This is a genomic window from Microbacterium oxydans (assembly GCF_026559675.1).
GTDB classification, from domain to species: Bacteria; Actinomycetota; Actinomycetes; order Actinomycetales; family Microbacteriaceae; genus Microbacterium; species Microbacterium oxydans_D.
Map to the genome: position 1 here is coordinate 163,847 of NZ_CP092891.1, position 12,513 is coordinate 176,359.

Genomic DNA, 12,513 nt, shown 5'->3' on the forward strand with positions numbered 1-12,513 from the left:
GTCGGTGGCAGGTGATTCCGCGAGAGTAGGTGTCCGGCCCGCGCCTGGCGAGCGGGTTGCTTCCGCGGCGGGGTACCGGTAGCGCGCACGCGACGACGCCGGCCACCCCGAGGGGTGACCGGCGTCGTGGATCGATGCTCGCCTACGGGATGGCCCGCCGGAAGGCGAGGAACGAGACACCCATGAGGGCCGCGGTGACGACGAGGCCCCACAGCGCGAGGCCGAGTGCGCCGAGATCGCCGATGCCTGTCCAGACCTGGCCCCACAGTTCGAGCCGGGTCACGAGGTACACGAGTCCGACGAGGATCAATGCCAGCGCGATCCACGCGATCGTGAGGACCGTCAGCCCCCAGCTCTTGTAGATCGTGGCGCCGGTGAAGCCGACCACGAAGAAGAAGAGCGCGAGGGTGAAGTAGACGACGAAGGCGCCGCCGGGGCCGGCCTCCCACAGCCACGGGAGGTAGAAGACCCAGCCGTTCACCCCGTAGCCGTTCGTGGCGACCTCGATGCCGCCGCCGATCAGGAACAGAGCGCCCATGAACGCGCTGGCGAGGACCGCGGTGAGCATCGTTCCGAAGAAGAACGCGCGACGCGTGATGCTCATCGCCTGGGAGAACGGGAACGTGAGCGTCATCGCCGACAGGCCGATGGCGAAGAAGTACCAGAGGGGCGCCTGGCCGCCGCCGCCGTACTTGGGGGCGTCGCCCGGGATCATCGCGTAGATCAGCACCGAGATCAGGGTCGCTCCGGCGAGGATGATCAGCGGCACCCAGATGAAGGTCTGCCGGTTGATCATCTGCAGGCGGATGACGTTGAGTGTGCGTCGCATCAGCGCACCTCCTCCTTCGTGGCGGACGCTCTCGTGGAGTCGGCCTCGGCCTTCTGCGTGAGTCGGACGATCAGCTGCTGCAGCGAGACCGGCGCGAGGTCGAGCCCGGATGCGGTGATCTGCGTGCGCTCCTCCGGTGACACGGCCCCGAGCACCGTGACGGATGCCACGCGGCCGAGCGACTCGCGGTGCAGCACCTCACGGGTGCCGACCCAGGCGTCGACCTTGGCGGCATCGCCCACCACCGTCACGGCGCGGTCGCGGACCGCATCCGTGTCCTCATTCAGGCGGATCTGACCGTTGTCGATGACGATGACCTTCTCGATGAGGTTCGAGACCTCGTCGATCAGGTGGGACGAGAGGATGACGGTGCGCGGGTGCTCCGCGTAGTCCTCGACCAGACGGTCGTAGAAGATCTGCCGGGCGACCGCGTCGAGTCCGAGGTACGGCTCGTCGAAGAAGGTGATCTCGGCACGGGAGGCGAGTCCGATGATCACGCCGACCGCGGAGAGCTGACCGCGCGAGAGCTTCTTGATCGTCTGCTTCATCGGCAGCTGGAACTCGGCGATGAGCTCGTCGGCGAGGGCCTGGTCCCAGTTCGGGAAGAACAGGCTCGCGGCCTTGAAGGCGTGCTTGGGGTAGGCGTCGTCCGGGTACTTCTGGCTCTCGCGGACGAAGCAGATCCGGCTGAGCACGTGCGCGTTCTCGTACGGGTGCTCGCCGAACACCTTCACGGTGCCGGACGACTCGAAGTTCTGGGCCGTGAGGATCGACATGAGTGTCGTCTTCCCTGCACCGTTGCGGCCGAGGAGGCCGTAGATCGCGCCTCCCTCGATGGCGAGCGACACGTTGTCGAGCGCTCGCTTCTCCTTGTAGCGCTTGCTGAGGTTCTGCACCTCGATGACGGCGGTCATGCGGGGGTCTTCCCTTCTGCGTCGGTGGTCAGTGCGGCGCGCTGCCGGAGCAGCGCCGCGAGGTCGTCGGCGCCGAGTCCGAGCGTGCGGGCCGCGGCGAGGAGCGGGTCGATGTAGCGGTCGGCGAAGGCGGTGCGGCGCTCGCCGAGGAGCGTCTCCCTGGCGCCGTCGGCGACGAACATGCCGATGCCTCGGCGCTTGTACAGCACTCCCTTGTCGGTGAGCACGGCGACTCCCTTCGCTGCGGTGGCGGGGTTGATCCGGTAGAACGCGGCCAGCTCGTTCGTGGAAGGGGCCTGAGCCTCCTCGGCGAGCGAGCCGTCGACGATCGAGTCCTCGATCTGCTCGGCGATCTGGAGGAAGAGCGGCTTGCCTTCTTCGATCACGAGTCCTCCGCTGGGTTGGTGGGTTACTTACTTGACTAAGTAACCATGTAACCCGGAAGGTGTCAACCCCTCTCCGTCCCGCGTGCCGAAACCCAGAACGTCGGGTCCGGGCGCGGCGCGTCGACGCGCGGCACGCCGGAGCGCGCGCGGATGGTCTCCGTTTCGGCCCGGGCGGGGTCAGTCGCGCCGCTGCTCGCGCCAGTCCTCGACGATCTGCAGCATCCGCACCGAGAGGAAGCGGAAGAACTCGGCGAGCTCGAGGGCCCGGTCGTGGGCGCCCTGGTCGTCGTCGTGCTCGGCGGCGATGTCGTCGATGTACTCCGAGAGGCGCGAGTACACGGGCATGTTGCCGACGATCGAGCTGTAGAACGGATCGTGCACGAACTCGTAGCGGTCGCGGCGGTCGCCGGGGCGGGAGCGGCGCTGGATGAAGTGCAGCTGCTGCAGGTAGCGCACCGCGCCGGAGACGGCGGCTGCGGAGACGCCGAGGCGCTCGCCGAGCTGGGCGGCCGTGTACCCGCCTTCGGGGGCGGCGACCAGTGCCATCATCACGCGTGCCGGCATCCGCGGCATCCCGGCGGCGGTCATCATGGCCGCCGCCTGCTCCGCGGGCTCGACCCCGCGGTGCGCGTCGGTGCTCTCAGCGCTCTCGGTGCTGTCGGAGTTCTCGGTGCTGTCGTCGGGCATCGGGCTCCTCCTAGGCGCCGGGCGCGAGCTCACGGCGTCGCATCAGGGTCAGGGCGGCGGCGCCACCCGCGGCCAGGGCGAGCACGAGCCACCACAGGCCGCGCACGTCCACGCCGCTTCCGTCGACCACGGGGGTCACGGCGAACGGGGAGAGGTTCGCGGTCCACTCCGGCAGCCCGAACAGGGGACCGAACATCCCGAGCAGGGCCGCCAGCAGCACGAGGCTCCACGCCACCGCGGTCGTCGCCCGGGGGAGCAGCACGAACACCAGGGCGGTCAGCACGGCGAAGATCGCGGCCGCGACCGCCTGCCCGAGCCCGGCCACGGCCACGATGCGGAACAGCGCGTCGTCGCCCCCGCGCGACCAGACCCCGATCCAGCCCGCGAGCACGGCGGCGGCGATCACGATCGCGACCGCGACGATGCCGACGATCACGAAGTCCGAGAGCCAGCGGACGCGTCCGACCGGTGTGGCGAGCACGGCCTCCGCGGTGCCGTGGGCCTCCTCCTGCCGCGCGCGCACGACCGTCTGCACGGCGCAGCAGGCCGCGAGGATGCCGAGCAGCGTGAAGAACACCGTCACCACGACCTCGTCGAGTCCGCCCGTCGCGCCGCCGATCTTCTTGAGGATCTCGGCCACCGCCGGGTTCTCTCCCGAGATCTGGTCGACGAGTCCGCTCAGGGTGGTGGCGAGGATGCCGGTGACCGCACCGCCGACCGCCCAACCCACGATCGAGCCCGAGGTCAGCCGCCAGACCAGTGCGTGCGGCGAGGCGAGAGCCGGCCGCGCCGAGACACGACCGCGACGCTCGGCGACGAAGCTGGCGTCGATGTCGCGCCGGGACTGCAGCGCGACCGAGGCGACCGCCAGCACGAGCCCGACCCCCAGTCCGAGGAGCATCGGCCAGACCAGGTCGGTGTCGTACGGGCGGGTCTGCTCCGTCCAGCCGAACGGCGAGAGCCATGCGGGCCAGGCGCTGGTCATGCTCGACAGGTCGTCGCTCGGCGTCCCGGCGGCGTTGCCGATGCCGCGGATCAGGAACGTCGCGACGAGGATCCAGATCGTGAGCGAGTTCGCCCCGCGGGAGGTGCGCATCAGCTGCGCGGCCAGCAGGGCGATGCCGAGGAAGGCGATGCCGCACGATCCGGCCGCCGCCCCCGCGAGCAGCGAGCCCGCCGCGGGGAGACCGGTGGCGATCAGGGCGAGGGCCGTGAGCACGGCGAGCACGACGTTCGCGAGGAGCCCGTGCACGACGGTGGCGATCGTCGGGAGGCGGCGCCCGGCCGGTGTCGCCCAGACGAGCTCGGCGCGTCCGGCCTCCTCGTCGCCGCGGGTGTGGCGGACGGCGAGGAACGTGCTCATCAGTGCGGCGAGGAGCGCCAGCCACGGCAGCACCTCGAAGGCCAGGAAGGCTCCCTCGGACGTGCCGGAGGGGAGTCCGCGGAACATCAGGATCACCGGGTTCGCGAGGGCCGCGGCCAGGATGTTCTGTCGGTCGGCCAGCGTCGCGTACGACTGGCTCACGCCGGCATACCCGGCGAAGGCCATCAGCGCGGTCCCGACGATCCACAGGGTCAGCTGCAGCCAGTCACGCCGCAACCGCTGCCGCAGCAGCACGCCGAAGCGCGTCATCATGCACGCTCCTTCTGGGCGCGGCGCTCACGGCGACTGCCGGGGACCGCGTCATCCGTCCCGCCGTCCTCCGCGGCCTCGAGCGTTGCGAGGTCGTCGCCGTAGTGGCGGAGGAACAGCTCTTCGAGGGAGGGCGGAGCCACACGCAGGTCGCTGATGCCGAGCGCGGCGAGAGCGGGCAGGACGGTGGCCGTGCGGTCGCTGTCGACGGCGAGACGGATGCGCTCGCCCTGCGCGGTCGCGTCGTGCACGTCGGGGATGCGCTCGACCTGTTCGAGGGTCGCCCCGGAGGGCGTGAACGACACGTCGCTGCGGGTGAGATGGCGCAGTTCCTCGAGGGTGCCGGTCTCGACGATGCGGCCCGCGCGGATGATCGAGACGCGGTCGCACAGCTGCTCGACCTCGCTCATGATGTGGCTCGACAGCAGCACGGTCGCGCCGTTCGCGTGGGCGCGGGCGACTTCGCGCTGGAAGATGACCGCCATCAGCGGATCGAGTCCGCTCGTGGGCTCATCGAGGATGTAGAGGTCGGCCGGCACGGCGAACGCGGCGATGAGCGCGACTTTCTGGCGGTTGCCCTTCGAGTAGGCCCGTCCCTTCTTGCGGGGATCGAACTGGAAGGCCTCCATGAGCCGCTTCTTCTCGTGCTGGTACGCCGTGTCCTTCGTGCGGGCGCCCCGCAGCCGGGCGAGCAGATCGACGGCCTCGCCGCCGGAGAGGTTGGGCCAGACGCTGACGTCACCCGGCACGTAGGCGATGCGCCGGTGCAGCTCGACCGCGCGGTTCCAGGGGTCTTCGCCGAAGACCGTGGCCTCGCCGCCGGTGCGTCGCGCGAGGCCGAGGAGGATGCGGATCGTGGTCGACTTCCCCGCACCGTTCGGGCCGAGGAAGCCGTGCACACGGCCCTGCTCGACGGTCAGGTCGAGACCGTCGAGCGCGTGCACGTGCCCGTAGTGCTTGGTGAGGTTCTGGGTGGCGATGACGGTGGTCATGCGCGGGAGCGTACGCCCGATTCACAAAGTTGTGAATCCTGCGAAAACAACGCATGCGAAATCCTTACGGCCCCGCGTACAGTGGGCTGGTGCCGGAGTTCCCCTACAGTCGCCTGCGCCGCTGGCCCGACGTCGAGGCGGACAACCTCCAGGCGCATGACCCGACCGATCTGCTGCTCGTCGAGAGGGCGCTCGCGCTCGGTGCGGACGGGGCCGCGACCGTCGTGATCGGCGACGAATACGGGGCGATCACCCTGGCCCTGGTGCAGGCCGGGCTGCGTGGCATCCGGGTGCATCAGGACCTCGCGACCGGTCGTCGGGCCCTGCAGCGCAACGCCGAGGACCTCGGGCTCACGGGTTTCACCGCGCACGAACTCGACCAGTCCCTGCTCGCCGACGCCCGGCTCGTGCTGCTGCAACTGCCCAAGTCGCTCGCCGAGCTCGAGGAGATCGCGGATGCCGTCGCCCGGTGGGCCGCGCCCGATGCGGTGCTCGTCGCGGGTGGCCGCGTGAAGCACATGACACTCACCCAGAACGAGGTGCTGGGGCGCAGCTTCGCGCACGTGCAACCTCAGCGCGCGGAGCGGAAGTCGCGGCTGATCATCGCGTCCGAGCCGCTGCCGGTGCCCGCCGAGCCCCCGTTCCCGGTGACGGCGCAGCACGACGGGTTGACCCTGGTCGCGCATGGGGGAGCGTTCGCGGGCGCCCGCCTCGACATCGGCACGCGGGTGCTGTTGGACGTGCTCGGTGGGGAGGCGGTTCGACCCGCTTCGCCCGCTCGACGACCCGGGGATGAGGGCGACCGGTCGGAGAGCGAGGAGGCCGAGGGCCACGGAGCCGAGACGCCGCGGGTGCTCGACCTCGGCTGCGGCACCGGCGCGCTCGCTGTGTCGTACGCGCTCGCGCATCCTGACGCGCGGGTGACGGCGACCGATCGCTCCGCCGCCGCGGTGTCCTCCGCCCGGGCGACGGCCGCGGCGAACGGGGTCTCCGAGCGGGTCACGGTCACGCATGACGACGCCGGTTCCGCGCTGCCGGACGCATCCTTCGACATCGTGCTCCTCAACCCGCCGTTCCACCTCGGCGCGAGCGTGCACACCGGCGCCGCGACCCGTCTGTTCGAGGCCGCCGCGCGCCTGCTCCGACCCGGCGGGGAACTCCTCACGGTGTACAACTCGTCGCTCGGATACCGCCCCGAGCTCGCCCGCCTGATCGGCCCGACCACGCAGCTCCAGCGCACCCCGAAGTTCACGGTGACCCGCAGCGTCCGGGCCTCGGAAACGCCCGATTCCTGACCCTCGACCCGCCCGTGGAGGGATTGTTGAACGCCCGTGCAATCCCCCGGTCAGCGGGGGAAACTCGGGCCCTCATCCGCACCGGGATTTGCCCCTGATCGGCCATTTCGTTACGTTGGAATGCGGGCCTGACGGTCCGAAGACCAGTCCGCGGTCACGTCCTTCTTTCGATGAGCTGTGCTGCGAAGAGGCGTGGGCGTACGGTCGATACTCTCTGCGGCGGATCCGAAATCCGCCGTCAGCGCCGCCACAGCGATCATGTCGAACGGCCACGTGAGGATCACCCGGGCGTAACCGAAGCAGGCTCAGCCGCCCGAAGGCGAGCCGCGGGGGAAACGTGTCCGAAATCGCTCTCGAAGCGCGCAATCTGTACAAGGTTTTCGGTAAGAATCCGAGCACCGCCGTCCGTCGGTTGAAGGCCGGTGAGAGCCGCGCCGCCGTCGCTGACGCGGGCACCGCAGCCGTCATCGACGCCAGCTTCACCGTGAACCGCGGTGAGATCTTCGTCATCATGGGCCTGTCCGGATCGGGCAAGTCCACCATCATCCGCATGCTCAACGGGCTGCACGACGTCACCGACGGAACCGTCACGGTGAACGGCGACGCGATCACCGGCATCCCCGCCTCGCGACTGCGCGAGATCCGCCGTGACCGCATCTCGATGGTGTTCCAGCACTTCGCCCTGCTGCCGCACCGCACGGTCGCCGCGAACGTCGCCTACCCGCTCGAGCTCAAGGGCACTCCCAAGGCCGAGCGCCTGGCCAAGGCCGAGGAGATCCTGTCGCTGGTCGGACTCGAGGGACAGGGCGACAAGCTCCCCTCCGAGCTCTCCGGCGGCATGCAGCAGCGCGTCGGCATCGCCCGCGCGCTCGCCGCGGACAGCGACATCCTGCTGATGGACGAGGCGTTCAGCGCGCTCGACCCGCTCATCCGCCGCGAGATGCAGGAGCAGCTGCTCGAACTGCAGCAGAAGCTGCAGAAGACCATCGTCTTCATCACGCACGACCTGAACGAGGCCATGTTCCTCGGAGACCGCATCGCCGTGATGCGCGACGGCCGCATCGTGCAGATCGGCACGCCGGAGGACATCCTGATGGACCCGGCCAACGACTACGTCGAGCAGTTCGTGCAGGACGTCGACCGCGCCCGCGTGCTCACCGCCGCGAACGTGATGGAGCGCCCGCGCCCCGTCGTCCCGCACACCGCCGGCCCCCGTACGGCCCTGCGTCAGATGCGCGACGCCTACATGTCGGCCACCTACGTGGTCGGCCGCGACCGGCAGCTCGTCGGCGTGGTGACCGACCGCGACGCGGTCAAGCTCGTCCGTCAGGGCGCGACCACGCTCGACTCGATCATCAAGCCCGTGCTGCAGAGCGTCCGCGAGGACGACGTGCTGATGAACCTGTTCGTCCCCGCCGTCGAGTCGCCGCTGCCCCTCGCGGTGACGGATGCCGAGGGCCGCCTCACCGGCGTGATCCCGCGTGTGACGCTGCTCGCCGCCCTGGGCCCCGGCCCCGGTGCGACGGAGGAGATCCTCCTCCCGATGATGCCGATGCCGCAGGCCGAGATCGACGCCGTGCTCGATGACGGATGGACCGCCGAACCGGCGGATGCCACGACCACGGAGGAGGTGCGCTGATGGACGGTTTCCGCATCCCCGTCGGGACCTGGATCGAATCCGGCGTCGACTGGATCAAGGCGAACCTCGACGGTCTGCTCGACGTCATCTCGTTCGTCATGAGCTTCCTCGTCGACGGCCTCACCCGCATGCTGCTCACCCCGCACTTCGCGGTCATCATCGTGATCGCCGCGCTCATCGCATGGGTCGTGCGATCGTGGCAGCTCGCCATCGGCACCATCGTGTCGTTCGGGCTGATCGTTGCGATGGACCTCTGGGTCCCCGCGATGCAGACCCTCGCGCTCGTGCTCGTGGCCGCCGTGATCGCGGTGCTGATCGCGGTGCCGCTCGGCATCTGGTCGGCGCGCAACTCGACCGTGCGCGCGGTGCTCAAGCCCGTGCTCGACTTCATGCAGACCATGCCGGCCTTCGTGTACCTGATCCCGGCGATCGTGTTCTTCGGCATCGGCGTGGTCCCCGGCCTCGTCGCGACCGTGATCTTCGCGCTGCCTCCAGGCGTGCGCCTGACCGAGCTCGGCATCCGCGGCGTCGACTCCGAGACGGTCGAGGCCGGACAGGCGTTCGGTGCGAAGCCGGGCCAGATCCTGCGCGGCATCCAGCTCCCGCTCGCGATGCCGACCATCATGGCCGGCGTCAACCAGGTCATCATGCTCGCGCTGTCGATGGCGGTCATCGCCGGTATGGCCGGCGCGGACGGCCTCGGGAAGATGGTCGTCGAGGCGATCTCGACGATCAACATCCCCAAGGGTGTCGAGGCCGGACTCGGCGTCGTGCTGATCGCCGTCTTCCTCGACCGGGTCACCGCGGCACTGGGTGCCCCGGGCGAGAACCGCTCGTCGCTGCTCGGCATGATCGAGCGTCGCCGCACGCCGAAGGGCGGCGGCACGGCATCCACTCCTGCACCCGAGACCATCGAGCAGCAGGATGCCGCGGACGAGGCGGAGCGCGCCACGGTCGCACCGCGGCGCAACGCGGTCGGCGGCGGAGTGCACTGACTTTTCACCCCTACGAAACAACACACATACGGAACTGAGAGAGAGAAATCGCATGAAGAAGAAGATCCTGGCAATCACAGCGCTCGGTGCCGCAGCGGCACTCACCCTCGCGGGCTGCAGCGGCGACGGTGCAGGCGGCACGGGCGGCGGCGACGGCTCCGCCGAGGACAAGGGCACGATCACGCTGGGCTTCCTGCCCTCGTGGACCGACGGCCTGAGCACCGCGTACCTGCTGCAGGACCAGCTTGAGAAGATCGGCTACACGGTCGAGATGAAGACGCTCACCGAGGCCGGACCGCTGTACACCGGCCTCGCCCAGGGCGACGTCGACATGTACCCGTCGGCCTGGCCCGAGCTCACCCACGCCTCGTACATGGAGAAGTACGGCGACGACATCGAGGACCTGGGCGCGTACTACGAGAACGCCAAGCTCACCCTCGCGGTGCCGGAGTACTCCGAGCTGACCTCGATCGAGGACCTCAAGGGCAAGGGCGCCGACTTCGACGGCAAGATCTACGGCATCGAGCCGGGAGCGGGCCTGACCGCCCAGACCCAGAAGATGATGCCCGAGTACGGGCTCGACGGCGAGTACGAGCTCGTCACCTCGTCGACCGCGGCCATGCTCACCGAGCTGAAGACCGCGACCGACAAGCAGGAGGACATCGTCGTCACGCTGTGGCGTCCGTTCTGGGCCAACGACGCCTTCCCCGTGAAGGACCTCGAAGACCCGAAGGGTGCGATGGGCAAGGCCGAGGGCCTGCACTTCCTGGGCACCAAGGGCTTCGCCGACGAGTTCCCCGAGGCCGCCGAGCTGATCGAGAAGATCAAGCTCGACGACGAGCAGTACGGCGCGCTCGAGGACCTCGTGGTCAACGAGTACGGCGAGGGCAAGGAAGCGGATGCCGTCGACGAGTGGCTGAAGCAGTACGGCGACCAGTTCGACTGGACCGTCACCAGCTGATCGGACGGCGGGACGTCTCGTCTCGCTGCGCTCGCTCGACGACCGGGGCCCGGAGGGGTCCCGGTCGTCGTGCGTTGGGCGAGGGTTCCCGGTCGTCGAGCGAGGAGCGCAGCGACGAGACGAGACGCCCACGCCGGCCCGCGCTCAGAGGGGCAGCACGATCGCGGCGATCAGCCCGCCGCCCTTCCGCGCCCGCAGACGCACCTCGCCGCCGTGCGTCTTCGCGATGCTCTGCACGATCGCGAGCCCCAGGCCGGTGCCGTCCGGGCCGGCGGACGTGCGACTCGCATCGCCGCGGTAGAACGGCTCGGTGAGCAGCTCGACCGTGGCCGGCGCGATCACGGCCCCGGTGTTCTCCACCTCCACGATCGCGCGTCCGCGCTCCCGACGGGATCGCACCCACAGCTCGCCGCCCGGCACATTGTGGCGGATGCCGTTCTCGAGCAGGTTCCGGACGGCCCTCGCGAGCAGCACCGCGTCGCCGTCGACCGTGAGCTCGCGGAGGTTCGCGTGCACCTCGATCTCCTGCACGTCCAGCTCGTCGACCTGGTCCTCGATGAGGCCGCTGAGCTCCACGGGCTCGACCTCGTCCAGTCCGGTGCGGGCGCGGGCGAGGGCGAGCAGTGCCGTGATGAGGCGTTCGCTCTGCTCGGTGGCCCGCAGCGCGCGCTGCATGTTGGCGCGGAGGTCTTCCGGCACGGCCCCCTGTTCGAGGGGGATCTCCAGTGCGGTGCGGGTCGTGGTGAGCGGGGTGCGCAGCTCGTGCGACGCATTCGCCACGAAGCGGTCCTGGGCGGTGAAGGCGGACTGCAGCCGGTCGAGCATCCCGTCGATGGTGTCGCCGAGCTCCTTGATCTCGTCGTCGGGACCCGGGAGGTCCAGCCGCCGTCCGAGGTCGTGCGCGGAGATGTCGCGCGCGGTGGCGGTGACCTCTCCGATGCGGTCGAGCGACCGTCGCGCGAGCCAGAACGCGATCGCTCCGGCGACACCGGTGAAGGCCACGAGGACCACGACCGACCACAGCAGCAGTCCCCCGCCGACCTCGTCGGCGAGGAACGTGGACTGCTGCAGGACAGCGCCCTCGACCGCGTCCAGGGACAGCGTCCGCATCGGCGTGGCCGTCTGGAACTGGGCGGCGTCGGCGGTCTGGGCGAAGTAGCTGCATCCGGTGCTGATGGTCCCGTACACCAGGCCGCTGCTGTCGCTGAGGGGCGCGACGTCGCTCATGTCGGTCCCCGGGGTCGCGGCCGTCCCCTCGGCGATGCTCGTGAGCGACAGCGCCGGGACGCAGCTCGCGGCCGTGGTGTCGATGGCGGAGGCGAACAGCTGCTGCACCACCAGATACTGCACCGCGAGCAGGGCGGCGCCCGCGGCGATGAACACTCCGGCGATGATGATCACCAACCGGGTGCGGAAGCTCATCCGTCTCATGTCGTCCCCACTCGATAGCCGTGTCCGGCCGCGGACTGGATCACCTCGGGAGAGCCGAGCTTTCGGCGGAGCGTGTGCACCACGATCTTGACCACCCCGCGGGTGCGCTCCTGCGGCTCGTCCCAGACCTCGTCCAGCAGATCGTCCGAGCTGACGTAGCCGCCCTCCGCCGCCAGCAGCGTCTCCAGCACCCCGAACTCCTTGAGCGTGAGCCGGATCGGGGTGCCGTCGCGCTCGACGACGCGGCGCACGACGTCGAGGCGCACGCCCGCGAACTCCAGGACCGCGGTCGCGCGCGTGGAGCCTCCTCGACGGCCGAGCGCACGGAGGCGGGCCAGCAGCTCGAGGTAGGCGAAGGGCTTCGCGAGGTAGTCGTCGGCGCCGAGGTCGAGCCCTTCGACCCGGTCGTTGAGGGTGCCGGCCGCCGTGAGCATGAGGATACGGGCCGGATACTCCTGCGCCACGAGCGTGCGGCACACCGCGTCCCCGCTCAGTGCGGGCAGGTCGCGGTCGAGCACGATCACATCCACGTCGGTCGACGCGGCCGCCGTCAGGGCACTCGCGCCGTCACGGGCGACGTCCACGAGGTACCCCTCGCGGCGCAGGCCGTCGGCCAGTGTGTCGGCCAGGTCGGCCTCGTCCTCCACCAGCAGCAGTCGCATGGCACCTCCCGTATCCGAGGGTGCGCGTTCCGCGGTTAGTTTCCGGTTAGGCGCCGTCATACCCACAGCAAACCACCGCATCCGTAGAA

Annotated in this window: 12 protein-coding genes; 4 read left to right on the forward strand and 8 right to left on the reverse strand. The window is 69.9% G+C overall.

What is annotated here, in order from left to right:
- Positions 1–142: 142 nt before the first annotated feature.
- The 6 genes from MME74_RS00815 to MME74_RS00840 form a co-directional block, all read right to left on the reverse strand.
- Positions 143–829 (reverse strand): hypothetical protein, encoded by a 687-nt coding sequence (locus MME74_RS00815; RefSeq protein ID WP_267416740.1) that lies wholly within the window; start codon positions 827–829, stop codon positions 143–145.
- Positions 829–1,743: an ABC transporter ATP-binding protein gene (locus MME74_RS00820; protein WP_267416741.1), complete on the reverse strand. Its 915-nt coding sequence runs from the start codon at positions 1,741–1,743 to the stop codon at positions 829–831. Before MME74_RS00820 ends, MME74_RS00815 begins: the two co-directional genes overlap by 1 nt.
- Positions 1,740–2,129: a GntR family transcriptional regulator gene (locus MME74_RS00825; protein WP_267416742.1), complete on the reverse strand. Its 390-nt coding sequence runs from the start codon at positions 2,127–2,129 to the stop codon at positions 1,740–1,742. Before MME74_RS00825 ends, MME74_RS00820 begins: the two co-directional genes overlap by 4 nt.
- A 177-nt stretch (positions 2,130–2,306) precedes the next feature.
- A complete protein-coding gene (locus tag MME74_RS00830) occupies positions 2,307–2,816 on the reverse strand; it encodes a GbsR/MarR family transcriptional regulator (protein WP_267416743.1) in 510 nt (169 codons plus the stop codon).
- Between the two features lie 10 nt (positions 2,817–2,826).
- A complete protein-coding gene (locus MME74_RS00835; RefSeq protein WP_267416744.1) occupies positions 2,827–4,452 on the reverse strand; it encodes an ABC transporter permease in 1,626 nt (541 codons plus the stop codon).
- On the reverse strand, positions 4,449–5,441 hold the full coding sequence (locus MME74_RS00840) for an ABC transporter ATP-binding protein (protein WP_267416746.1): 993 nt from the start codon (positions 5,439–5,441) through the stop codon (positions 4,449–4,451). The genes MME74_RS00835 and MME74_RS00840 overlap by 4 nt, the downstream gene beginning before the upstream one ends.
- An 89-nt stretch (positions 5,442–5,530) precedes the next feature.
- Here MME74_RS00840 and MME74_RS00845 point away from each other — a divergent pair, with 89 nt between their 5' ends.
- From MME74_RS00845 to MME74_RS00860, 4 genes are all read left to right on the forward strand, one after another.
- Positions 5,531–6,736 (forward strand): class I SAM-dependent methyltransferase, encoded by a 1,206-nt coding sequence (locus MME74_RS00845; protein WP_267416748.1) that lies wholly within the window; start codon positions 5,531–5,533, stop codon positions 6,734–6,736.
- Positions 6,737–7,073: 337 nt separating this feature from the next.
- Positions 7,074–8,375, forward strand: coding sequence for a quaternary amine ABC transporter ATP-binding protein (locus MME74_RS00850; protein ID WP_267416750.1), 1,302 nt, complete (start codon positions 7,074–7,076; stop codon positions 8,373–8,375).
- Entirely contained in the window at positions 8,375–9,370 is a 996-nt protein-coding gene (locus MME74_RS00855; RefSeq protein WP_267416751.1) for an ABC transporter permease, read from the forward strand. Before MME74_RS00850 ends, MME74_RS00855 begins: the two co-directional genes overlap by 1 nt.
- A gap of 52 nt (positions 9,371–9,422) precedes the next feature.
- Positions 9,423–10,331 (forward strand): glycine betaine ABC transporter substrate-binding protein, encoded by a 909-nt coding sequence (locus MME74_RS00860; RefSeq protein ID WP_267416752.1) that lies wholly within the window; start codon positions 9,423–9,425, stop codon positions 10,329–10,331.
- Between the two features lie 144 nt (positions 10,332–10,475).
- On the opposite strand, the gene MME74_RS00865 is transcribed toward MME74_RS00860, so the two are convergent.
- Positions 10,476–11,753, reverse strand: coding sequence for a sensor histidine kinase (locus MME74_RS00865; protein ID WP_267416753.1), 1,278 nt, complete (start codon positions 11,751–11,753; stop codon positions 10,476–10,478).
- Positions 11,754–11,758: 5 nt separating this feature from the next.
- Positions 11,759–12,424 (reverse strand): response regulator transcription factor, encoded by a 666-nt coding sequence (locus MME74_RS00870; RefSeq protein WP_267416755.1) that lies wholly within the window; start codon positions 12,422–12,424, stop codon positions 11,759–11,761.
- Positions 12,425–12,513: the final 89 nt, after the last annotated feature.